This window comes from Desulfovectis peckii, assembly GCF_055391705.1.
On sequence record NZ_AP042409.1, the window covers coordinates 636083 to 659744 of the forward strand.

Consider the following 23662-nt stretch of genomic DNA (forward strand, 5'->3'; position numbering starts at 1 on the left):
TCCTTAAATTTCTTCATAAATAGTATATACATGTAATCTAACTTTATAAAGTCAAAAAATTGGTGGTATAATGTTGCTTAAGAGAGGAGAGGACATATGCAGGATTATTTAGTGAGAGCTGTCGGCGGTAACGGACAGTTTCGTGTTTTTGCCTGTACAGCGACAAATCTGGTTGAAGAGGGCCGCCGCCGTCATAATACTTGGCCGGTTGCCACTGCCGCTTTAGGACGTACCATGATCGGTACACTGCTGCTGGGTGCCAATTTGAAAGGTGATGATTTAATAACTGTTCGGGTACTGGGCGACGGTGAATTGGGAGCGATAGTGGCTACTGCTGATGCCAAGGGGAATGTGCGCGGGTATGTGCAAAACCCTCAGGTACACCTACCCAGTGTAAAGCCCGGTAAGCTGGCTGTGGGCGCAGCTGTCGGTGCGGGTACATTATCAGTAAGCAAAGATTTAGGGTTAAAAGAACCTTTTACCGGCACGGTAGAGTTAGTATCCGGTGAAATTGCCGAAGACTTAGCTTATTACCTAACTAATTCCGAACAAACACCCTCAGCGGTATCTTTAGGTGTGCTGGTGGATACCGACAACACGGTAAAAGCGGCCGGCGGGCTAATTTTACAGCTGCTGCCCGGGGCGGAGGAAAAGGTCCTGCAGATGCTGGAACAAAATATCACCAAAATGCCGCCGATAAGCAGTTTGGTAGAGCAGGGAGCCACTCCTGAAGAAATTGTTAATTTGGCCTGCCAAGGTACTGATTATAAAATATTGGCGCGCCAACCGATACAGTTTGCCTGTAACTGTAACCGGGAAAGAATTGCTGAACTAATTTTAAGTTTAGGCCGGGAGGAAATCGAATCCATGATTGCCGACCAAACCGGGGCAGAAGTGCAGTGCCATTTTTGCGCCGAGAAATATTACTTTAATGAGGAAGATTTAAAGAAGTTGCTGTAATTAAAAGAAACGTTGCATATACGATAAAGGTAAAACGCCGCAATAACAGCTTATTTCATGCAAATTAGCGCGTTAAGTCAGGCCAATTTAAAAAATGGCAACTTTAAATTCTAATTTACTCAAAAAAACGGTTGACATTTTTTATGTTATGATGTACACTATTTCATGTCGCTGGAAGTTGCGACTCAAACAAAATATAAGCGGTGCTGTGGTGTAGGGGTTAACATGCCGGCCTGTCAAGCCGGAGATCGCGAGTTCAAATCTCGTCAGCACCGCCACTTTGCGGAAGTGGCTCAGTGGTAGAGCATCGCCTTGCCAAGGCGAGGGTCGCGGGTTCGAATCCCGTCTTCCGCTCCAGTGGGACCAGGTAATAAACCTGGTCTTTTTATATATCCAAATAAATTTAAGATGGTGCTGCTGAATGAAACTTACTTACCAAGTGAAAGAAAATGAAGCCGGCCGCACGGTAAACAGTATACTGCGCCACAAAATCGGTCTTTCTTCGAAGATGATCCGCAAGTTAAAAAAACACAACGGTATTGCCCTTAATGGTTCTTTTGCTTATGTCAAAGAAAAAGTAAAGGCAGATGATGTGCTGACCCTAACTTGGCAGGAGGATAAACCGAACACCATTGAACCGCAGAACATTCCTCTGCAGATAATTTTTGAAGATGAGCACCTGCTGGTGGTCAATAAACCGGCCGGCATGCTGGTGCATCCGTTAAAGCACGAACCTTTGGGCACGCTGGCTAATGCGGTTAGTTATTATTTTCGGCAAAATAATTTATCCATTCCTTTTCGACCGGTATATCGGCTGGATCGCGATACATCCGGACCGGTGGTGGTGGCCAAGCATGCCGTAGCAGACAGTAAACTATCCCGGCAGCTGCACAGCACTGCCTTTTGCCGGCAGTATCTGGCGGTGGTGCACGGTATAATAAATCAACTGCAGGCAGTAATTGCTCTGCCGATTGGTCGCAGTCCGGACGGTACCTTAAAATACATAGTGGATGCCAAGGGCAAACGAGCAGTGACTTTTTATAAAGTAGAAAGGCATCTAAAAAACAGCACACTGGTTAAATTAGTACTGCAAACCGGACGCACTCACCAAATTAGGGTGCATATGCAGCACATCGGCTTTCCGCTGGTGGGCGACAAACTTTACGGCGGTTTGCCTCAGGGCATTAACAGGCAGGCACTGCACTGCCACCGCATAGAGTTAATTCACCCCGTTACTGAAGAAAAGCTGTGCTGGGAAGTGCCGCCGCCGGATGATATACGCAAATTAATCTATGATATAATATAAGCCATGAAAACAAATACAGTTGACTATCAAAAAATTTACAACTTAACAGCATACGTAACACCGCTAAAAGAAGACTGCGGACACCTGTGCGGCAGTATTTGCTGCCGGCCGGATCGGGAAAATACTTTAGGCATGTACCTTTTTCCCGGTGAAGAAAAGATGTTTACCGGCCGAGAGGATTGGCTGCAGTGGGAACAGCGGGATCCCCGGGAAGATGATTTTCCGCCGTCATGGGTCGACCCGGTTTACTTTGTGAGCTGTACAAAACCCTGCCCTCGGGAAAAGCGCCCGCTAAGCTGCCGCCTTTTTCCCCTGGCACCCCATTTGTTAAGTGACGGGCGGTTGATATTAATTTATGAAACTTTAGAACTGCCTTATTCCTGCCCTTTAATTAGCAAAAACATTACTTTAGAGCAGGATTTTATTGATGTTGTTGCCCAGTGCTGGCAGGAGCTGTTAAAAGATCGCCGCATTCGCGATTTGGTAATAATGGATTCCGCAGTAAGAGAGCGGCAAGGGCAACTGCCCAGAATATGGTGGTGGGAGTGGTAGGGGACGGCAGGATTAGCGCCGAGGACTGTTTGAGCGTTAGGGAGTTCCGGAGACGGCGGAGCTCGTTCATTTATATGTGCCGGCGTGTTTGCACTATCTAACTGTTATATAAACTAATGATGATAGTATAAGAAAACTGGAGCTTCTGTCAAGCCCGTAGGGCGCAGACAGAAGCTCCAGTTTTCTATACGTAGGTAAATGCCTTGGCGGTCTACAAACTACGCTACATTTACGAGAGGGGGCAGGGGTGGAATCCTGTCCATTTGATTAAACCCCGGCTCTAATTTTCCCTTCCAAATAATCGATAAACTGTCTGGCTACTCGGCCGGAGCGCCCACTGTGGCTTAATTCCCACTGCAAAGCTAACCGGTGTAGCTGCTCACGGCTAATGTCTATTTTCCGCTGTGCGGCTAATCCTTCTACAATCTCTAGGTATTGCTTTTGATTTGGGGCGACAAAGGTAACGGTTAAGCCAAAACGGTCGGCCAGTGAAAGTTTTTCCTGGGCGGTATCGCCGGCGTGAATGTCGTCTTGTTGGCGGTCCCTGAAGCTTTCACGGATTAAGTGCCGGCGGTTAGAGGTAGCATAAATAAGTAGGTTTTGCGGTTTTGCTTCCAACCCGCCTTCCAACACTGCCTTCAATGTTTTATACTCCACTTCAAATTCCTCAAAAGAAAGATCATCAACAAATAAAATAAAATGCTGCGGGCGTTTTTTCAGCTGTTGCACCACTGTGGGAAAATCCACCAAATATTGCTTAGGCATTTCAATTACCCTTAAGCCTTTACTGCCGTATGTATGCACTAAAGCTTTGACGGTAGAAGATTTTCCGGTTCCACGATCGCCGTATAATAAAACATTATTTGCCGGGTAACCCGCCAAAAAGGCCTCTGTATTATCCAGCACCTGTTGCCTTTCAGTGTGATAACCAATCAAATCTGACAATTGAATGGGATCGGGGTTTTCCACGCCTACTAAACATTTCTTTTCGCCGTCCCAGCGCAGGGCATGATAACGCCCAAAAATACCGACACCGTTTACATAGTAGTGGTTAATCATATCGTCAAGGCACTGCTGCCAATCATCTGCAGCAGCCAAAGTTTGCGCTAATTTACTGCCGTGCCTGGGCAAGGGTGTGACCATATCATTGCAGCGGTTTAATATTACTTTTAATGAATCGTTTAAAGAAAACAGCATTTTCAGGCATTTTAAATCATGGGCGGCGGCTTGATACAGGGAAGGATTCAGCCCGGTTCCTTTTTTTGATGCCTCACGGGTAAAGGGGTTGTCATCAGCGATAATTAAATTTACCAGGTGATTTTGCCAGCCGTTGGTTAGGTAGGGCAGATCCTTTTCGGCGGCTTCGGCCAGTTTGAAATAAAACCGGCCAAAGGCCGCTTCTTTATTTTCAGAGCCGCCGCTTAACTTTAACAATGCTTGCACCGTTTCATCTTTAATAATGTTGCGGTAAACAGTAAGCTTTTCTATTAGTTGTGCGGGATTCACTGTTTCGACCTCCTGTTATTTGCCTGCTATATAAGGGAACGACGCCCTCGTCGTTTTGCTAAAGAAACTTGGCGTTTGCGAAAACGGGCAGGGGTAGGACCCTGCCCCTACAGTCAAAAGGTAAGATTATCGGCAAATTGTAGGGCACTGTCTTGACCGTGCCGCCAGTTCAGATAAGCCTGATTATAATTGTTATTTTATATCAACCGTCATCCTTTATCTACAAAAAATGTTAAACGGCAATAATTTGTTAACAAATATTGCTTTTATTGAATAGCATATCATGATGCAATAATTTCCCAACCAGAAGGGGGGTCGAAATTTGAAAATCAGGCAAGTAAGCTGTCCGGGAGGAACCATTTACCGGGTGCGTGCAGGAGACTCTTTATATATCATCGCCCAACGCTTTGGCGTATCATTAAATGATTTAATTGCTGCCAACCCGCAAATTAGCGACCCCAACCTGGTATATCCCGGGCAGGAAATTTGCATTCCGGCAGCAGAGCCGCAACCGCCGCTACAGGGTGAGTGCGCGCTGATTTTGGCAGCTACTGATATTGCTCCCGGTACCAGAGGCGTAGCTTTACTGAATTTTGACACTAACAATGTACTGATTGCTGCCGCCGGACTGCCGTCAACTATTTATGAGTTTTTTGTCGGTTGGTTGATTACCGAAAACATATCCGCGCGCATTGAGTTAAATCCGACCAACGGTGTTTGGGCGGGACAGGCGGCAAACATCAATGTAGGTCAATTTGCGGAAGTAATTATCACCGCTGAAGAACAGCCCGTCCCGCAAGGCCCATTAGGGCCGATTGTTGCTCGGGCATCTTTAAGCCAATGCCGGTGAAACTAATCAATCGGCTAAATTGTGTTATCAGTGACAATTCATGGCAGTAACACATAGTATATTAAAAACCAAAGGGGAGGTTGAATCATGAAGATAACCTTCAGACCGGGTCAACATGGCGGAAATAAATTTAAAAAGCCAATTGATCCACCGAAGCAGCCTTTTATAGATGAGAAAGAGGCGAAACCGGCTAATGAGGAAACACCGATTCAGGCGGCTGAATCTGAGCAACCGATAGTAGCGGAAAAACAGTATGAAAATGAACAGCTAGAAGTAGCCGCGGAAGAAAATTCCGCTCAGTCGGAAGCCGCTTTGGAAGAGAGTTCCGAACAAATAGAAGCTGCTTCAGAAGAAAGTTCTGCTCAATTGGAAGCTGTCAGTGAGGAAGTAAAAGGCAAATGGTACGACGATAACTATTACGGAAGTCCGGAATATCCAGACTATCCGGATTGTCCCGAGTATCCTGATTATCCGCAGTATCCGGACTATCCCGACGATCCCGCTTGTCCTGAACCGGACTGCCCTGGTTTACCGGATGATGACTATGATGATGACGGCAATCGGTGCGCCCCATATCCAGATCCGGGGTTTTATTACCCGCTGCAATGTTTAGGCTATCCTTACATTCCTTGGCAAAAATACCTGTGCACCTTTACACCGCGGAAGGCGTTGGAAAAGGGCACGCTATTCCCCGAATTGTACAGCCCTTATTATCCGGAAGAAACACCGCCGAGAGTACCGCGTCCTTATCTAAACTTTGGAGAACGTCGGATGCCGCAAGGGCGGCGGCGTTAACAAAGGAGGAGTAATATATGAATAACGGTGTTGTATTAGACAGAAGATGTATGCGGTTAATGCGTGAGTTAATGCAGTGGCATTTTATCCATATGGAACTGGTATTGTTTTTAGATACCCATCCCGATGATGAAAAAGCGCTGCGGGATTTACAAAGAGCCAACGAAAGAATGATGCAGCTCAGAGATGAGTTTAACCGCAGTTGTTTTGCATTAACCACTGATGCAGTTACCAGAGATGACTACTGGCAGTGGATTGAATCTCCATGGCCTTGGGAAATAGAATATTAGGAGGGACTTACCCATGTGGACATATGTTAAAATGCTTCAATACCCCGTACGGGTAAGTAAACCCGATGTGAGGATGGCGAAGTTTTTGCTTACACAATACGGTGGCCCGGACGGAGAGCTTTCCGCAGCCCTGCGCTATTTAAACCAGCGTTTTACTATGCCGACCAGAAAAGCACAGGGATTGTTATTAGATATCGGCACTGAAGAGCTTGCCCACCTGGAAATGATTGGCACCATGGTTTTTAAACTTTTGAAGGACGTACCTCCGGATGTACTAAGAAGAGAGGGCCTGGGTGAACACTATGCGGTGCATAACAGTGCCTTGTTTTACGTAGATCCCAACGGCGTACCTTGGACTGCGTCTTATATTCAGGCGCAAGGTGACCCGGTAGCGGATTTACATGAGGATTTGGCTGCCGAGCAAAAAGCGCGGCAGGCATATGAACAGTTAATTAGATTAACCGACGATCCATTGCTAAAAGACAGCCTGCGTTTCTTAAGGGAGCGGGAAGTAGTTCATTATCAGCGCTTTGGCGAGGCACTGAACAGCGTACAAGGATTTATGGAAAGCAAAAAAATATTTTAACTTATCATCGCACAACAAAAGTCCCAGGGTTAAATTGCCTGGGACTTTTTGATATTTTCTTCCGCTACCGAAAGCATCAGTTTTATGCGGTTAAGCTGATTGACTTCACTGGCACCCGGGTCGTAGTCAATGGCGGCAATGTTGGCAGCCGGATAACTGCGGCGCAGTTCTTTAATCATGCCCTTGCCGGTAATATGGTTCGGCAGGCAGGCAAAGGGCTGTAAGCAAAGAATGTTATTTACCCCGCTGTGAATCAGCTCTAGCATTTCCGCCGTTAAAAACCAGCCTTCTCCGGTCTGGTTACCCAGTGACAGGTGTTTGGCGGCGTATTTAGCCTTTTGCTCAATAGAAACGGGAGGCTCAAAGCGCTTACTTTCTTGTAGTGCTTTTTTCATATCATGGCGGTAAGATTCTATTTTGTTGATCGAAAACCGTCCGCCAAGTGCTTTGCGAAAACTTCCCGACAACAGCCGGTATTTAATTTCGCTGTTGTAAGCGCAGTATAAAAAGAAGTCAATTAAATCAGGCACTACCGCTTCCGCACCTTCCGCTTCCAACAGTTCTACAACATTGTTGTTTGCAGTGGGGTGATATTTAACTAAAATTTCACCCACTACGCCCACTCTTGGTTTAATTAAATCCTCATAGATTTCTAAGTGGTCAAAATCTCTGACGATGTCATAAATATTTTGAATAAATTCGTCACGGTTATCATTCTTTAACGACTGCTGGCACTTATCTACCCAGTATTGATACAGGCTGTTTGCCGAACCGGGCACTTTTTCATAGGGCCGCACCCGATACAACACTCGCATCAGCAAATCGCCGTAAACCAGCCCCATCAGTAAGTTATTTAAAATGGGCATGGTAACCTTAAATCCGGGGTTTTTCTCTAAACCGGTTGATAGTGAAATTACCGGTATATGTTCAAGTCCGGCATCTTTTAAGGCCTTTCTAATCATGGCAATATAGTTGGTGGCGCGACAGCCGCCGCCCGTTTGGCTGATGATCAGCGAAGTTTTGTTCAAATCGTATTTTCCGGATTGCAAGGCTTTCATTAACTGACCGACGACAATTATTGTGGGGTAGCAGGCATCATTGTGTACGTATTTTAAGCCTTCGTCAATGGCAGCCTTATCAACTGACGGCAGCACCTCGATATTATAACCGGCTTTTTCAAACCCGGTTCTTAAAAATTGAAAATGAATGGGCGACATCTGTGGCGACAATATAGTATGAGTTTCCTTCATTTCTTTGGTAAACAGTACACGCCCTGGGTAGCGGTACAGTTTCTTGGGCGTAAAGTTTCTTTTATCCCGCTCTTTAATGGCGGCAATCAGCGAACGAATGCGAATGCGGGCTGCCCCCAAGTTACTGATTTCATCAATCTTCAGCACGGTATAAATTTTACCGTAAGATTCCAATATCTCTTGCACTTGGTCGGTAGTTACCGCGTCTAAACCACAGCCGAAAGAATTAAGCTGAACTAATTCCAGATTTTTTTGCCGGGCCACGAAAGTAGCGGCCGCATACATGCGGGAGTGATATACCCATTGGTCAACTACCCGAATCGGCCTTTCTATCTTTGCCAGGTGTCTGATCGCATCCTCCGACAAAACGGCAAAACCGTAGGATCTGATCATTTCCGGTATGCCGTGATTCACTTCCGGATCAATATGATAGGGTCGTCCGGCCAGCACGATACCTTTGATATTATGTTTATTTATATAAGCCAGGGTTTCTTCCCCTTTTCTCCGCACATCCCCTTTGTATCGATTAAGTTCCCCATAAGCTTTCTTAACCGCCCTGACAATTTCACGTTTAGACAATCCTTCCGGTGCCAGCTCTTCAACTAATCTTTTAACTAATCGCTTGGGCCGGTCAATAGGAAGGAAGGGATGGTAAAAAGTAATGTCTTTATCTCTTAAAATTTCTATATTTGCATTAATCGTTTCCGGGTAAGAAGTAACAATTGGGCAGTTGTACTTGTTGTTAGCTTCCGGATCCTCAGGAATATTAAAAGGTATACACGGATAAAATATCTTTTTAACTCCCCTATTAAGTAAATCCATGATGTGTCCGTGCACCAGTTTTGCCGGATAACAGACGGATTCTGAGGGAATGGTATGCATGCCCAACTCAAATAAACGTTTGGATGACCGCCGGGAAATAATTACCCGATACCCTAACTCGGTGAAAAATGTAAACCAAAAGGGGTAATCCTCATAAATATTCAACACTCTTGGTATGCCGATTGTCCCTCTGGTGGCTTCTTTTTCTGACAGCGGTTTGTAGTTAAATACCCGCTTGTATTTGTATTCATAAAGGTTTGGTATGTTGCTTTTAACTTTTTGTTTTCCCGCACCTCGTTCACATCTGTTTCCGGAGTAAAATTCTTCCCCGTTAGAAAAGCGCTTAACGGTAATTAAGCAGTTGTTGCCGCATAATCCGCAGCGCTTCATCGATGTTTCCGTTGTAAATTCATTAAGCTCACTGCTAGGCAATAGGGTGGTTTGATATCCCGGCTGATAATTTTCTTTGGCAATTAATGCCGCGCCAAAGGCACCCATAATGCCGGCAATATCCGGGCGCACTACTTCACGGCCGATGATTTTTTCCATCGCCCGCAGTACGGCGTCGTTATAGAAAGTTCCCCCTTGCACCACTATGTTTTTACCTAAATCTTCCGGGCTTCTTAAGCGAATTACTTTAAACAAAGCGTTTTTAATCACCGAAAGAGAAATCCCCGCTGAAATATCGGCAATATCGGCACCTTCTTTTTGGGCTTGTTTTACCCGGGAGTTCATAAATACAGTACAGCGGGTGCCGAGATCAACAGGGTTTTTAGCCTTAATTCCCAGCCGGGCAAATTCCTTTACACCCATATTCAGCGAATGGGCAAAGGTTTCAATAAATGATCCGCAGCCTGAAGAACAAGCTTCGTTTAACATGATGGAATCAATAGCACCGTCACGAATGACTAAGCTTTTCATGTCCTGTCCGCCGATATCCAGCACAAAATTTACATTCGGCAGAAAAAAGCTGGCAGCCTTGTAGTGGGCAACGGTCTCAATTTCCCCAATGTCTACTTTTAGCGCCGCTTTGATTAAGCGTTCTCCATAACCGGTTACAGCTGAGCAGACAATTTTGGTTTTATCGTTCATCTTGGCATACAGTTTCTTTAGGGCTTCAATGGTTGATTCCAATGGGTTGCCCATATTACTGCCGTAGTGAGAAAACAGTAATTCGCCCTTTTCGCTGATCAGAGCTACCTTTGTGGTAGTAGATCCGGCATCAATACCAAGGAAAGCGTTGCCTTGGTAGCTTGCTAAATCTAATCTTTTTACTTTATGCCGGGCATGCCTGGCTTTAAATTCTTCATACTCGGCTTCATTGGCGAACAGCGGTTCTGTTTTTTCGCTTTCGTCATCATTCATCTTCCAGATATTAGGGCTTCTTTCATATAAACATTCAAAGGGAACCGGTTCTTCCTCACGGGATGACAAAGCCGCTCCGATAGCGACAAAGTATTGGGAATCGCTAGGAGCAATTACATCTTCACTTTTTAAATTCAAGGTTTCAATAAAGCGTTTTCTCAGTTCGGACATAAAATGCAGCGGTCCGCCCAAAAAAGCTACTTTACCGCTAATTGGTCTTCCTTGAGCCAATCCGCTGATTGTTTGGTTTACTACCGCCTGAAGTACGGATGCGGCAATATCTTCTTTTGCCACCCCTTCATTTAGCAATGGCTGAACATCTGTTTTAGCAAACACACCGCATCTGGAAGCTATTGGATAAATATGCCGATAGTTTTTAGCCAGTTCGTTTAATCCGGCAGCATCGGTTTGCAACAATGCCGCCATTTGGTCAATAAAGGCTCCGGTACCGCCGGCACAAGTTCCGTTCATTCTTTGTTCAACAGAATCACCCCAATAGGTGATTTTAGCGTCTTCGCCGCCTAATTCAATGGCGGTATCAGTTTTGGGAATGATATTTTTAATGGCATGGGCACAGGCAATTACTTCTTGAATAAAGGATACGTTTAAATTTCGTGAAATATTAAAGCCGCCGGAACCGGTGATCATAATAGTTAACAATCTTCTCTTTAAAACAGGCTTGGCATCTTCAAGCAAAGCTATCAAGCTGTTTTTAATGTCAGAGAAGTGTCTTAAATACTTTTTATATACGATATTGTTTTGGTTATCCAATACAACCATTTTTATGGTAGTAGAACCAACATCAAGCCCTACATTTAAAACGCTGTTCATCTTTACTCCTCACTGTTCTCCTTATAATTGTTCCGCTGTACATCAAGCTATTAGATATACTACCATGATTAGCAAAATTAAGAAAGCAACAAAACATAAGTTTGTGGGTATCATTGTATTTTTATTAATTCTACGACAAACTTAACACATTTTAAATAGCTTGCCAATCTATTGCATAATTCGAGGTTATAATTTATTGTCGAAAAAGTTATTTTTAAGTTATTGTGTTCGTTAATAAATTTTGGTAACATAGGAACAAGTATTATTTTTTTACATTTTTTCTTTTTTGCTCCCTAAATAATTGTATTAGTGCGTATAGTTACATATCCAACAATTAATCAACTAGTAAAAATAACAGAATACGCCGAATTACCGTTAGGTAAGCGGGGGAACCAATTATGTGGGGTTTATTGCTTTTTAAGCAAAGGGCTACACTTTCGGTCCTAACCCGGCAGCTAACCTCGTAGGCGTGGAAAGTGAGGCAAAATGAAAAGGACTAAGAAACTTTTGTTATCTGCTGTATTAACTGCAGCAATGACGGCGGCACCTGCAGTTGCTTTCGCAGATACCTATCACACTGTGCAAAAAGGCGACACGTTGTGGAGGATATCTGTAACCTATGGCACAACGGTTGCCGAGATTCAACGTCTTAACTCTCTTAGTTCACCTTTAATTCATCCCGGTCAAGTACTGCTGGTTAAGCAGGAGGGCAGCGCAGCTGCCGAGCAACGCCCCCGTACTGCTGATGTTTCCCGTGGAACGGATCGGGCAGCAGCACTGACCGCCTACGCCAAGTCATTTGTGGGTACTCCCTACCGCTATACGGGAAGCTCACCGCAAGGGTTTGATTGCTCCGGCTTTGTCAAGTATGTGTATGAATATGCGGGTATATCTTTGCCCCGCACAGCCGCCGAACAGTATAACTACGGTACCAAAATTTCCGTTCAAGAGGCTATGCCGGGGGATATCGTGGCATTTAAAGACGGGGGATATATATCGCACACCGGTATTTATTTAGGCAACAATCAGTTCATTAGCTCAACATCGAGCAGAGGTGTGCAAATTACATCTATTTACGGCCCTTATTGGGGAGAGCATTTGTACGGCTTTTGCCGCGTTTTACCTTAAATATGATTAAAAAAGGCTGAAGCACTGCGAACGAACGTAGTGCTTCAGCCTTTTTATTAACTTCTTGAAACGGATAATGCAGACTGGTTTACATAATCCAGAAAATCTTTTAATTCGGAAATTACTTCCGCCAGTGGAATTGCCTTGGCTTCCAGTTCAAAAATGGAGCGCCCGAAATTGGTACCCATTTCATAGCGACTGCTACTGAATTTGGTGGGAATCTTTTTACCCTTGAACCATTTGCGGGCTACAGTGTATGGGGTATGAAAACAAAAGTGATATTCGTCGTAATCTATAACAAATTCGTATAAACTGTAGTGACGGTCATCTTTAACACAACAATTACAGCCGCCGGTATGCCGGGCGTATTCGCTGTAACTGATGCGCTGTTGTTGTGCTTTTCTTTTGCACTTCGGGCAGAGTTTGATATGCTGTTCTCCCGGAATAAAAAATATTTTTAAACAGTCTGTGGCGGAATATCTTTGGTAAAAGGCATATAGTACCTGTTCTTTTAAATCATAAAGATATTCGTTTCCGGTTTTAGCATAATGGTTAAGGTGATATAAAAAATATGCTGCCCGCAGTAACCGATAAATGCTTTCCGGTGCTAAGTTTATAGAAGATAAAAAAACTTCTTTTTGGGATTTAACGTTTTGAGCTGCATGACGCCGTTTTACCCGGAGAACGGCTGCGTTTTTGGCTCCCAGACGGGCATTTTCTTCAGAATGCCACCGTCTTAAAATGCGCGGCATTTGTTCAATCAGTTTTTCCACCTGAGCAGCTTGAAAAAAATTTGCCACCCCATGTTTAAGCCGTGTTGTATCAATAACTTCCAGGTAGCCTTCATTAATTAACTGATGTACTTTTGCGGGGGTAATACCAAGGATTTTACACACCTCGGCAGTACTTAGCAGATGCTTACATGCTTTCATGTTATACCGCCCCCTTGACACCTTTGTTTTTAAACTTTAGTTTTGGTACCTGTCCGGCTGTTAGATTATTTAATTGTCTTTATTTTATGTTTGATACCCTGTAGTGCTTGTTCAAATCTTTCATTTATATTGCCAATCATCTGTTGGTATTCTTTTTGAAACTCGGGTTGATTTTCCGGATTTATATTTACCTCATAACCATACTGGGCTTCCAGTTGTTGAATGACCTGTTGATACTTTTGTCTTACTCTGGCAGAAACATTTGCTTTAACTTGTTCCAGAGTTTGTAAATAATAGTTAAAAAAATGCTCCAGTTCACCGGCAATTTCAATTAACTTATCTTGTTCTTCTTTAATTTGAAAGAAGCCTTCAAATGCCTTCATGCTTAACTTTTTGGCATTTTCGTCAGCGGGGAGGGTAATATTGTTTAACAGCGTTTCTTCAATACCCTCCAGTACGTAGGGATATTTTTCTGCGGGTACTTCCTTTAATGCGGAGGCAAGATCTGCTCCGTTGTTTAAATATTTACCGGCCAGATGATTACCTTGGGGTTTGTATTCCAGTTGATCCAGTTTTTCCGGAGATACCTGGGGCAGTGCTGCCGCTCTTTCTAATGCCTTTTCCAACGCAGTTTTTATTTTAACACCACTCATCTTTGATAATTACCCCCTTTATTTGCAGTTAACTTTCAGAATTTTATAGAATTAATTTAATGCTAACATTATTATTGTCATCCCGCAAGGTTTGTTATTTAAATCGCTTGCGCACCGCTGCGCCGTTTAAATAGTCAAATTTTTTTCCCTGATATGTATCGAGCTCCGTTAAACGCTCTTCAATCCCTTTTTTAATTAGCCACCAACTGGTGCCCCAGTTGGAAAAAAGACTTTTTTCCTGGGGTCCCTTTCCCACCAGGCGTTGTATGACAATGTCCGGGTCTAAATATTCCAGAAAGCAGACTACACGTTGGATATACTCCTCTAAAGAAATAATTGTAAATTCGCCGCGCTGATACATTTTACCCAATTCAGTTTTTTCTACAACGTATAGCGAATGCAACTTTACATAATCCACCTTTAAAGCGGATAATAGCTTAGCATTCTCAATTACGTCAACAATGTCATCCCAAGGGAGATTTAAAATTAGATGAGCACAGACAGCAAATTGTCTGGCTTTGATCCGCCGAACGGCATCGATAAATTCCGCTAATGTGTGGCCGCGGTTAACCTTCAGCAGGGTATGGTAGTTTACCGTTTGCAGCCCTAATTCAATGTCAATTTCCAGTGGACGGCTGCAGTTCTGCTGCAATTGCAGCAAAAAATCCAGATAGCGGTCGTTAACACAGTCAGGACGGGTGGAAATAGAAATGCCCACAATGTCCGGGTCGGAGGCGGCTGCGGTTACGTTCTTTTTAAATTGCTCCAGGGGCAGGTAGGTATTGGTAAAAGCCTGAAAGTAAGCAATAAATTTATTGGCATTAAATCGCTGCTTAAAAAATTCTTTGTTGGCAGTTATTTGTTCAAGTACCGGCAGCGTGTTGGGCAGGCACTGAAAACCGGCGCCTTCTTCATCACAAAATATGCAACCGCCGCTGCCAACGGTGCCGTCGCGATTAGGACAGCTGCCTGCCAGGTTAATCGGCAGTTTATATACCTTTTCACCGAATTTTTGTTGTAAATACTGTGAGTAAGTGCGATAACGCGGTGTTTGTCCGGCCATGGTTTTGACTCCTTAACATGTATTATCATATCCATTTTTTGCTCTCATTAAAGCTTTAGCGGGGGAGATAATATTACTTAAATGATAACACATTGAAGTGTCGGAGGATAGAGCAATGCCGATAATTACTATTGAAGCGGGAACAATGGATAAACAGCAAAAGGAAAGATTAATTGCCGAATTTACCAAAACCGCCAGCTCTGTTTTAAACATTCCGGAGCAGGCTTTTGTAGTATTGATCAAAGAAAACAACCTCGATAATGTGGGCAGCGGTGGAGTTATGTTAAGTAAGAAGGGCTAAAGAAATTTAGGGGTAGGTTGGTTGGGGGCCGGCAAGCAGGTCGGACGTATAGAGGCGTTACAATTGTGAGAACGGGCTGGTATGGAGAGGTCTTCCCCAACAGGTTAATGGTAAAACCGAAAAAATTAGGGGCAGGGTTCCATCCCTGCCCACAAACAACATTGCTATTGAACTAAATAGGCGGCATGTATTCCTGCCTTTACGTTAAACGGTAACTAATCAACAAGAAAACACGATAAACGTTGCAAAATTATATTAACGGCAGAATAGAAACATCACCGATAACATGTAAAGGCTGACCTCGCACTGATTACTGTAATAACCCAAAACGGTAACCTTGCGCTTTTAAATCTTTTATGATTTTATCCAGTGCCTCGGCGTTGTCTGAAGACACCGCATGCAGCAAAATTATCGCTCCGTTGTGCACGTTGGCCATTACATGATTATAAGCCCGTTGCCAACCCTGTTGCTGATCTACCAGCCAATCCTGATAAGCCATGCTCCAAAAAACAGTTTTATAGCCCAAATCTTGGGTAATTTTTAACGTGCGCTCGCTCCATTCACCCATTGGCGGGCGGAATAAATACATATCGTAATTGGTCAACTGTTTAACTTGTTCTTCTAAGCCCTTAATTTCTTGGATAACTTTTTCCTCTGACAGCGTCGGCAGACTGGGGTGGTTTACCGAGTGGTTGCCCAATACATGCCCCTCGTTAACTATGCGCTTTACCAATTCCGGGTTGGATTTTACATAACCGGAAGTGACAAAAAAGTGTGCTTTTACGTTATTGGCCCTTAAAGTATCTAGAATTTGGCTTGTTAGGCCGTTTTCATAGCCTTCATCAAATGTTAAGTAAACTACTTTTTCATTGGTGTGAACGACATACATGCCGCCGTATTTTTCCACTACCGGGCCTATCCAACCAACATCAGGAGGAAGATGCTGATCGTTGCGGGTAAATCCCCAGCCGTGTTTGGTGTTATCATAGTTGGCATATGTCCCGCTTGTTGTATCTGCAGGCTGAACAGGTTGATTGTCAGCCGGTTTTTCTGTGTCATTGTTTGAATTTATCGGTTGTTCTTGGTCAGGTTTTTGTTGGTTTTCGGTAGCTGTTTCCGGTTTTAGTTGACTTTTGGCTGCCGTTTCTTGCTGTGTTTTTTCTTCACCTTTTACCGGGGCGAGGTTGTTATCTAAAAAAAAGGATTGGTTAAGTACTGCCAGTATTCCTAAGACAACAGCGCCAATTAGCAGAATAACCGCTTTTTTCATGTTTATCACCTCTACGGCTATTATATCGACTAATAATTACAAAAGTATTAAAGAATAACACTTTTTTGTTATATTAACATAAAAAAAACAGCTGCTGCACTGTGCAGCAGCTGCTCTATTGTTTCAAGCGGCAGATAGTGTCGTTTTTGTTTTTGGCTTTTTCCAGCAGACAGTGTTCATTATGTTTTATCCCGCACTTTAAACAAATTTCATTATAATCTTTAATATCAACCAAACCGGCTTGAATAAAACCGATAATGCCTTGAATTAACGCATTTCTTCTTTGTTCATCCATGCGTTCGATTACCTTTTGCCAAGATTTTATTTCCTGCTGTTCTGCTTTTTCAATTATGTTTTTGCCCAGCTCAGTTAACTGCAGGGAAATTGCACGCCGATCTTCTGCGAAATCCACTCTTTTTACCAAGCCTTTTTTCTCCAAGCGATCGGTCATTTTTGTTACCGCAGCGTTACTGATATTTAGTCCTGCGGCCAGATCGCTTAATAAATTGCGTTTGTGCTGACTCAGATACTTTAGTGCCGTGAGCTGGGTAGGGGTTAATTCGGTTTCTTCATTGAGATGATTGTACGAGTTAATTTTAATGTGGTTAAATATCCGAACAAACAGTTCAGCCAAATTACGGGTCTGCTGCATGTCTTTGTTCATATAGTTCACCTCGTTTGTTGCATGCATTAACATTTTGAGTTTAATGGAGTTAAATTATTCTGTCAATGTTAATTAAAGGTAGTATTTGTAAAGCCAACTGTTTATAATTAAGATGTATAAAGCAAAGGAGGGTTTTTGTTGAAAAAAGCGATTATTGAAACCGATGACGGAAAAATTGTTTTAGAACTTTTTGAAAAGGACGCACCAGGTACGGTAGCAAACTTTGTATCCTTAATTAAAAAGGGATTTTATGACGGGCTGACTTTTCACCGTGTGATTCCCGGTTTTGTTGCCCAAGGTGGCTGTCCTTACGGAACCGGTATGGGCGGTCCCGGCTATACGATTAAGTGTGAAACCGAAGGAAACCCCAATAAACATGTTCGTGGTGCGGTATCTATGGCTCACCGGGGAAAAGACACCGGCGGCAGTCAGTTCTTTATTTGTTTCGAGCCCCAGCCGCACTTAGATGGCGTGCACACCGTATTCGGCCAGGTTGTGGAGGGAATGGATGTAGTAGATAAAATTAAACCCGGCACTAAAATGAATAAAGTAACGGTAGTAGAAGAGTAAAACTAATTAAAATAATAAGGGCTGTTGCACGGCAAGCCAAAGGCTTGCAGTGCTTCAGCCCTTTTGTACGGTACCGACAACATAATAAAAGCGTACAGCTAACTACTGAAAAGCAGTTTTGCGGCACACCCTGATTTTGGCATTAAAAGCTTATAGGCTTTTTGCTAAAGCCGAATTGCAATTGACCTTCCCCTTGACGATACTTCCGCGAGTAAGGAATATATTCGCCGTTATACTTCATTGCCGCTACCCGTTTTAAATCCAGCCCGATAATTGAGCATACTTTGGCCAGTAGCGGTTGCGCGCTGTCCGGGTCGCAAAAGGCAAATTGCACAGCAAGGATACCGCGTTTTTTTACGTGGTAGTAAGCGGCAATTAATTCCATACCCTCCAGCTTGTGCAGCTGTTCGGCAACAGTGCTGTCATCGGTATAAACTGCCCAGTTGTTTTGTCCTAAATACCAAATGTCATTACACATATTCTTAGTATACGATATCGAATATATTTTTCCTGCCAAATTAGGTAATTTTTTCTGTTATTGGTTGGTTTCTGCCAATATTTTTTTTGCCAGGTTAACCCCGGCATCAAAGCAATCCTGCAAAACCCCCTCATCCTTTAAGACTGCTCCGGCTTGGAAAAAGCCATAAAAGGTCAGGGTTTGAACGACTTCATAGTTCAGCGACTCTAAAGGCAGCTGCATGGCCGGAATAGTCACCCCGGCACTGTCCGGCGTTTTTTGTTCGCATACGGTAAAAAGCAGTGCTTTTTTCCCCGCAGGCAGCAAGCTGTGCCATTCCTGACGATTCTCAGGATTAAAATAATAAAAAGGATACAAACGGTCGATAAAAATTTTCATGCGGGCGCTGACGTTGTAAATATGCGTTGGTGATCCTAACACCAATCCTTGGGCGGCTTTTATTTTGGGGTAAATAAGCTGCATATCGTCTTTGTGCGCCCGGCACACTCTGGCCGTGCGGCACCTTTCACAGGCAATACACTGTTTGAGGCGCAAATTGCGCAGATAAATTATTTCTGTTATTGCCCCTTGGGATTTTGCCCCTTCCATTATTTTATTCATTATAATTTCACTGTTGCCACCAACCCGTGGAGTGCCGCAGATGCCAAGAATATAGTTATTTCTATACATAACTACCCATCTCCTAATATGGGGCATTTTTGCCGGCAAAAATCGGAGGTGTGTAAAATGGTTTATAAAACTAACATCTGCTGCTGTATGGCTTAAAGATACAAAGGTAAATTATCTAATTTCATTATAATGTTTGAAAATATTTTGATCGTAGTAATTTAAAATATCTAAATCTATATCATTTACCAAATCTTTTAAGCGAGTGTACTCCTTTTTATTACCGCTGTTTAAATCGCAGGTAAAAAACTTGTCGTTGGCAGCGGTAATTTTAATTTTTTTGGTATCGTTGCCAATAGTCAGCTCGTTGTTTTTTACTTGCAAGCCGTAATCAATCAACAGCAGCAACTTTATTTTTTTTCTTTTGTTAAATTTAGCGGTAGCAGAAGTCATGACAACACCTCCTGTTTTTAGAAAGGTTCGACATTGGCTAAGAGTAATCCTTGTAAAATATAAAAAACTATAAAAATGCATTGATGCCGATATAAATAGGAAAACTAGCATATGTATATATCACTATGGATACTATTGCCTGGAGGGTAGCTAAATGTATTATTTTAGAACTGTTACAGTCAATCCGAAATTGCCGGATAGAATAAGTCGGTTGCAGGAAATAGCTTACAACTTCTGGTTTAGTTGGAACCCCAGGGCAACCGGCTTATTCCGCATAATTAATGAATCCCTGTGGGAAGCAATGTATCACAATCCGGTGCGCTTTTTAATTAATGTGCAACAGGAAGAATTAGACGCTGCCGCTAACGATCCTCATTTCTTGGCCGAGTATGATGCGGTAATTGACGATTTTGATCGTTATATGCATGAGGAAAAGTGGTTCCAAAGGCAGTATCCCAACCACAATGGGCAAGTGATTGCTTACTTTTCGGCAGAGTTTGGCCTGCACGAGTCCCTGCCGATTTATTCCGGAGGCTTAGGATTGTTATCCGGTGACCACACCAAAGCGGCCAGTGATTTAGGCTTGCCTTTTGTGGGGGTAGGGCTGTTATATAAGCATGGCTATTTTACTCAACGACTGAATAGTGATGGCTGGCAGCAGTCAGAGTACCCCTGTTTAAACTTTGCGGAGATGCCGATTAAACCGGTGGTAGATGAACAGGGCAAAGATGTGATCATCCCAATGGACTTTCCCGGTCGCAAAGTTTATTTAAAAGTATGGAAGGTCAATGTGGGAGTTGTTTCAATTTATTTGTTAGATGCCGACATTCAAATGAACAGCCAGCAGGATCGCATGCTAACCGGCCAGCTTTACGGCGGCGGTAAAGACATGCGCATTTCTCAGGAGATAATTTTAGGAATAGGCGGTGTGAGAGCACTGCGCGCTTTAGGGTTTAATCCCTTTGCCTGGCACGTAAATGAAGGGCACGCCGCTCTTTTATGCGTAGAGCGTATTCGTGAGCTGGTATCACAGGGTGTGCCCCTGGCTACCGCCAAAGAGGCGGTTAAATCAAATACTTTGTTTACGACGCATACCCCGGTACCGGCCGGACATGATATTTTTGACTTTGATATGGTGGAACGCTATCTGCATCCGTTTTACACCGAGATGGGCATGAGCAAGGAAGATTTTATGAAATTAGGTACTGCTGCCGGCAGCCAGGGGTTTAACATGACTCTTTTGGCCTTGAACTGTTCGGCATATGCCAACGGGGTTAGCAAATTGCACGGAGAAGTATCCCGTAAAATGTTTCACTATATTTATAAACCGATTCCGTTGGAAGAAGTGCCGATTGGTTCCATTACAAACGGCGTGCATACCAAAACGTGGCTGGCTCCGGAACTTGCCGAGCTGTTCAGCAAATATTTGGGCAGTGACTGGGAGCAGCATATATCTGAAGAAAGCACTTGGAGTAAGATCAAAGATATTCCGGACGATACGCTTTGGGAAGTGCACAAGCATTTAAAGAAAAAGACAATAGAATATGTTCGGCAAAATCTTAAAGAACAAAGGCGACGCAACAAGGAATCGATTAAAAAGATCATGGAAGTAGACAATTATCTAAATCCCGATGCGCTGACCATTGGCTTTGCCAGACGCTTTGCTACCTATAAGCGGGCAACTTTATTGTTTAAAGATAAACAGCGCCTGGCCAGGCTGTTAAATGATCCGGAACGGCCGGTGCAAATAATCTATGCCGGAAAAGCCCATCCGGCCGATCAGCCGGGCAAAGAATTAATTAAGCAAATTTATGATTTGTCTAACGAAGAACCCTTTAAAGGGAAAATAGTTTTCTTGGAAAATTACGATATCAATATGGCCCGGTATTTGGTGCAAGGAGTAGATGTGTGGCTTAATACTCCAAGGTATCCAATGGAGGCAAGCGGTACCAGCGGCATGAAAGCCGGGGTTAACGGTGTACTAAACTGCAGTGTGTTGGATGGCTGGTGGCCGGAGGGCTATAACGGCGAAAACGGCTTTGCCGTCGGCGAGGATAAAGAGTATCCCAATGAAGAGGAACAGGATCGGGATGATGCTTATTACCTTTATTCAGTTTTGGAAGAAGTGGTGATTCCCGATTATTATGATCGCAAAAACGGGATCTCTCCTCACTGGCTGAAAAGAGTGAAATCTTGTTTAAGCAGCATACCTTGGGAATTCAGCACTGAACGAATGGTTAAGGATTATACCGAAAAATATTATGTAAACTGTATTCGGCGTTGGTTAGAGTTCAGCCAAAACAACTATGAAGTAGCCGCTAAGGTAAAGGAATTTAAACAGTTTATGCAGGAAAATTGGCATCAGGTAGTAGTGCAATCAGTAGAAACTAAGGGAAAAGATGATATGCTGGTGGGCGAACGCTTAGAAATAGAAGCGGTAGTTAAACTGGGGCCGATTTGGTATAAGGATGTTTGTGTAGAAGTTGTCTGCGGTCAGGAAGTGGATAATACCCTGGAAGAAATCAAGTTGATTACTATGGAGCATATGGAACAAATTTCCGAAGGTTTGCATCGTTACCGCGCAGAGATTGAATTAGCTCAGGGAACCTATGGCTACACTATTAGAGTAAGGCCGGGCAGCCCTTATTTTGCCAACATATTTGAACTGCCGCTGGTAAGCTGGGCACCTAACTTTTAATTGCCTGAATAAAAATGTTATTCAGCAGGGAGTACTATTAACGGTACTCCTTTTTTCTGTGATTATAGCCGTGAGACTGACGATGTAATTTTTAAAAAAGCCCGGTAAGCAGAAGAAAGCTACTTTTTTGGTATTTTTTGATAATTTTCTATTGTTTTCTTTACTGCCTAGGATTAAGATATATATTGTTAAAAGCTTATAATTACGGAGGTAAGAAAATGGCATTTATCGAAGAGGTTTTAGAACAGGTTAAAAAGAGAAATCCCCATGAGCCGGAATTTCATCAAGCGGTAGAGGAAGTGTTAAGATCATTAGAACCGGTGCTGGAAAAAAATCCGGAATACCGCGAACTGGGTATTATTGAAAGACTGGTGGAACCTGAAAGGCAAATAATTTTTCGCGTACCCTGGGTTGACGACAATGGCAAAGTACAAGTTAACAGGGGCTTTAGAGTACAATTTAACTCTGCAATCGGACCGTATAAAGGCGGCATAAGATTTCACCCGTCGGTTAATTTAGGCATTATTAAGTTTTTAGGCTTTGAGCAAATATTCAAGAATTCTTTATGTGGCATGCCAATAGGCGGAGGTAAAGGCGGCAGTGATTTTGATCCGAAAGGGAAGTCAGACGGGGAAGTTATGCGTTTTTGCCAAAGCTTTATGACTGAGCTTAGCAAATATATTGGGGCAGACACAGACGTGCCGGCAGGTGATATTGGCGTAGGGGCCAGGGAAATCGGCTATATGTACGGCCAATACAAACGTTTGAAAAACGTATTTGAAGGTGTGCTAACAGGTAAGGGCTTAACCTACGGCGGTTCTCTGGTAAGAAAAGAAGCCACCGGCTATGGCTTAATATATTTTGTTAGTGAAATGTTAAAAGAAAAGGGAGAACAGCTGGCCGGTAAAACTGTTGTTATTTCCGGCTCCGGCAATGTGGCCATTTACGCTGCGGAAAAAGCGCAATCATTAGGCGCTAAAGTAGTCGCTATGTCGGATTCCAGCGCTTACATATACGATCCCGACGGTATAGATTTGACAATCATCAAAAGGTTAAAAGAAGTAGAAAGAAAACGCATTAGCGAATACGCTAAAGAAAAACCCGGTGTAAAAGTAGGGGACAATTCCAAAGACATTTGGTCAATAAAATGTGATATTGCCCTCCCATGTGCTACTCAAAACGAGTTAGATGAAGATAGCGCTAAGCAATTAGTAGCTAACAATGTAATGGCGGTGGGTGAGGGGGCAAACATGCCTTCTACTCCGGGAGCAATTAAAGTATTTCAAGAAAACAAGGTGCTTTTCGGACCGGCCAAAGCGGCCAATGCCGGTGGCGTGGCTACATCGGCTTTAGAAATGACCCAAAACAGTATGAGGTACTCATGGACTTTTGAAGAGGTTGACGCCAAGTTACAACAAATTATGAAGAATATCTATCAAAACGCATCAAATGCAGCTAGGGAATACGGAATGGAAGGTAACTTAGTGGCCGGCGCAAACATTGCCGGGTTTGTCAAAGTTGCGGAAGCAATGAAAGCCCAAGGGGTAGTTTAAAAATAATAATCTAAAAAGAAGTAGCTTAATAACTCACTGACTGTTTTAAAGGGTCAGTGAGTTTTTTAAGCCAATAAAGACTTTAACCGGCGTAACAGCGAATAAAAATTTCAAAATCTGTCAAATAAAAATAGCGGCAGTAAGTTGTGGCCTTTTTAAATTCCTGTTATACTATGCGTG

General features: G+C 43.3%; 22 protein-coding genes, 2 tRNA genes and 1 riboswitch. Of the genes, 14 read left to right on the forward strand and 10 right to left on the reverse strand.

Going from position 1 to position 23662, the window contains the following annotated elements:
* Positions 1 to 96: 96 nt before the first annotated feature.
* The 5 genes from hslO to ACZ5NG_RS03175 all read left to right on the forward strand — a co-directional run bounded on the left by hslO (position 97) and on the right by ACZ5NG_RS03175 (position 2818).
* Positions 97 to 960: an Hsp33 family molecular chaperone HslO gene (gene hslO / locus ACZ5NG_RS03155; RefSeq protein ID WP_464252547.1), complete on the forward strand. Its 864-nt coding sequence runs from the start codon at positions 97 to 99 to the stop codon at positions 958 to 960.
* 202 nt (positions 961 to 1162) lie between these two features.
* Positions 1163 to 1238: transfer RNA gene (locus ACZ5NG_RS03160), tRNA-Asp, on the forward strand.
* Between the two features lie 4 nt (positions 1239 to 1242).
* Positions 1243 to 1317 (forward strand) — tRNA-Gly (locus ACZ5NG_RS03165).
* 64 nt (positions 1318 to 1381) lie between these two features.
* Positions 1382 to 2266, forward strand: coding sequence for an RluA family pseudouridine synthase (locus ACZ5NG_RS03170; RefSeq protein ID WP_464252548.1), 885 nt, complete (start codon positions 1382 to 1384; stop codon positions 2264 to 2266).
* 3 nt (positions 2267 to 2269) lie between these two features.
* A complete protein-coding gene (locus ACZ5NG_RS03175) occupies positions 2270 to 2818 on the forward strand; it encodes a hypothetical protein (protein ID WP_464252549.1) in 549 nt (182 codons plus the stop codon).
* Positions 2819 to 3085: 267 nt separating this feature from the next.
* On the opposite strand, the gene ACZ5NG_RS03180 is transcribed toward ACZ5NG_RS03175, so the two are convergent.
* Complete coding sequence (locus ACZ5NG_RS03180; protein ID WP_464252550.1) at positions 3086 to 4324, reverse strand: ATP-binding protein; 1239 nt, start codon at positions 4322 to 4324, stop codon at positions 3086 to 3088.
* A gap of 322 nt (positions 4325 to 4646) precedes the next feature.
* Here ACZ5NG_RS03180 and ACZ5NG_RS03185 point away from each other — a divergent pair, with 322 nt between their 5' ends.
* The 4 genes from ACZ5NG_RS03185 (at position 4647) to ACZ5NG_RS03200 (ending at position 6845) form a co-directional block, all read left to right on the forward strand.
* Positions 4647 to 5174, forward strand: a complete 528-nt coding sequence (locus tag ACZ5NG_RS03185) for a LysM peptidoglycan-binding domain-containing protein (RefSeq protein WP_464252551.1) — start codon at positions 4647 to 4649, stop codon at positions 5172 to 5174.
* Between the two features lie 87 nt (positions 5175 to 5261).
* Positions 5262 to 5969, forward strand: a complete 708-nt coding sequence (locus tag ACZ5NG_RS03190; RefSeq protein ID WP_464252552.1) for a spore coat associated protein CotJA — start codon at positions 5262 to 5264, stop codon at positions 5967 to 5969.
* Between the two features lie 17 nt (positions 5970 to 5986).
* The gene (locus tag ACZ5NG_RS03195; protein ID WP_464252553.1) at positions 5987 to 6259 is read left to right on the forward strand and encodes a spore coat protein CotJB; all 273 of its coding nucleotides are present in this window, start codon (positions 5987 to 5989) and stop codon (positions 6257 to 6259) included.
* Positions 6260 to 6272: 13 nt separating this feature from the next.
* A complete protein-coding gene (locus tag ACZ5NG_RS03200; protein ID WP_464252554.1) occupies positions 6273 to 6845 on the forward strand; it encodes a manganese catalase family protein in 573 nt (190 codons plus the stop codon).
* A gap of 29 nt (positions 6846 to 6874) precedes the next feature.
* Here ACZ5NG_RS03200 and ACZ5NG_RS03205 read toward each other — a convergent pair whose 3' ends face one another.
* Positions 6875 to 11113 carry an acyl-CoA dehydratase activase-related protein gene (locus ACZ5NG_RS03205; protein WP_464252555.1) on the reverse strand — a complete coding sequence of 1413 codons (4239 nt, stop codon included), beginning with the start codon at positions 11111 to 11113 and terminating at the stop codon, positions 6875 to 6877.
* A 352-nt stretch (positions 11114 to 11465) separates the two neighbouring features.
* Positions 11466 to 11599: riboswitch (cyclic di-AMP (ydaO/yuaA leader) on the forward strand.
* On the opposite strand from ACZ5NG_RS03205, the gene ACZ5NG_RS03210 reads away from it, so the two are divergent.
* Positions 11600 to 12241 (forward strand): C40 family peptidase, encoded by a 642-nt coding sequence (locus ACZ5NG_RS03210; protein WP_464252556.1) that lies wholly within the window; start codon positions 11600 to 11602, stop codon positions 12239 to 12241. It abuts the riboswitch before it with no gap.
* 56 nt (positions 12242 to 12297) lie between these two features.
* Here ACZ5NG_RS03210 and ACZ5NG_RS03215 read toward each other — a convergent pair whose 3' ends face one another.
* The 3 genes from ACZ5NG_RS03215 to mnmL form a co-directional block, all read right to left on the reverse strand.
* Complete coding sequence (locus ACZ5NG_RS03215; protein WP_464252557.1) at positions 12298 to 13173, reverse strand: helix-turn-helix domain-containing protein; 876 nt, start codon at positions 13171 to 13173, stop codon at positions 12298 to 12300.
* Positions 13174 to 13238: 65 nt separating this feature from the next.
* On the reverse strand, positions 13239 to 13826 hold the full coding sequence (locus ACZ5NG_RS03220; RefSeq protein ID WP_464252558.1) for a DUF6657 family protein: 588 nt from the start codon (positions 13824 to 13826) through the stop codon (positions 13239 to 13241).
* A 94-nt stretch (positions 13827 to 13920) separates the two neighbouring features.
* Positions 13921 to 14889, reverse strand: coding sequence for a tRNA modification radical SAM protein MnmL/YtqA (mnmL, locus tag ACZ5NG_RS03225; RefSeq protein ID WP_464252559.1), 969 nt, complete (start codon positions 14887 to 14889; stop codon positions 13921 to 13923).
* A gap of 115 nt (positions 14890 to 15004) precedes the next feature.
* Between mnmL and dmpI the strand changes: the two genes are divergently transcribed.
* Complete coding sequence (gene dmpI / locus ACZ5NG_RS03230) at positions 15005 to 15190, forward strand: 4-oxalocrotonate tautomerase DmpI (protein ID WP_464252560.1); 186 nt, start codon at positions 15005 to 15007, stop codon at positions 15188 to 15190.
* Positions 15191 to 15500: 310 nt separating this feature from the next.
* On the opposite strand, the gene pdaA is transcribed toward dmpI, so the two are convergent.
* Positions 15501 to 16460, reverse strand: a complete 960-nt coding sequence (pdaA, locus tag ACZ5NG_RS03235; RefSeq protein WP_464252561.1) for a delta-lactam-biosynthetic de-N-acetylase — start codon at positions 16458 to 16460, stop codon at positions 15501 to 15503.
* A 115-nt stretch (positions 16461 to 16575) separates the two neighbouring features.
* On the reverse strand, positions 16576 to 17124 hold the full coding sequence (locus ACZ5NG_RS03240; RefSeq protein ID WP_464252562.1) for a MarR family winged helix-turn-helix transcriptional regulator: 549 nt from the start codon (positions 17122 to 17124) through the stop codon (positions 16576 to 16578).
* Positions 17125 to 17262: 138 nt separating this feature from the next.
* Here ACZ5NG_RS03240 and ACZ5NG_RS03245 point away from each other — a divergent pair, with 138 nt between their 5' ends.
* The gene (locus ACZ5NG_RS03245) at positions 17263 to 17694 is read left to right on the forward strand and encodes a peptidylprolyl isomerase (RefSeq protein WP_464252563.1); all 432 of its coding nucleotides are present in this window, start codon (positions 17263 to 17265) and stop codon (positions 17692 to 17694) included.
* 142 nt (positions 17695 to 17836) lie between these two features.
* Here the strand turns inward: ACZ5NG_RS03245 and ACZ5NG_RS03250 are convergent, their stop codons facing one another.
* From ACZ5NG_RS03250 to ACZ5NG_RS03260, 3 genes are all read right to left on the reverse strand, one after another.
* The gene (locus ACZ5NG_RS03250; RefSeq protein ID WP_464252564.1) at positions 17837 to 18172 is read right to left on the reverse strand and encodes a hypothetical protein; all 336 of its coding nucleotides are present in this window, start codon (positions 18170 to 18172) and stop codon (positions 17837 to 17839) included.
* Positions 18173 to 18229: 57 nt separating this feature from the next.
* Positions 18230 to 18841 carry a flavodoxin family protein gene (locus ACZ5NG_RS03255; protein WP_464252565.1) on the reverse strand — a complete coding sequence of 204 codons (612 nt, stop codon included), beginning with the start codon at positions 18839 to 18841 and terminating at the stop codon, positions 18230 to 18232.
* A 111-nt stretch (positions 18842 to 18952) separates the two neighbouring features.
* Positions 18953 to 19231, reverse strand: coding sequence for a hypothetical protein (locus ACZ5NG_RS03260; RefSeq protein WP_464252567.1), 279 nt, complete (start codon positions 19229 to 19231; stop codon positions 18953 to 18955).
* Positions 19232 to 19385: 154 nt separating this feature from the next.
* On the opposite strand from ACZ5NG_RS03260, the gene glgP reads away from it, so the two are divergent.
* The gene (gene glgP / locus ACZ5NG_RS03265; RefSeq protein ID WP_464252568.1) at positions 19386 to 21929 is read left to right on the forward strand and encodes an alpha-glucan family phosphorylase; all 2544 of its coding nucleotides are present in this window, start codon (positions 19386 to 19388) and stop codon (positions 21927 to 21929) included.
* 218 nt (positions 21930 to 22147) lie between these two features.
* Positions 22148 to 23482: an NADP-specific glutamate dehydrogenase gene (gdhA, locus tag ACZ5NG_RS03270; protein ID WP_464252569.1), complete on the forward strand. Its 1335-nt coding sequence runs from the start codon at positions 22148 to 22150 to the stop codon at positions 23480 to 23482.
* Positions 23483 to 23662: the final 180 nt, after the last annotated feature.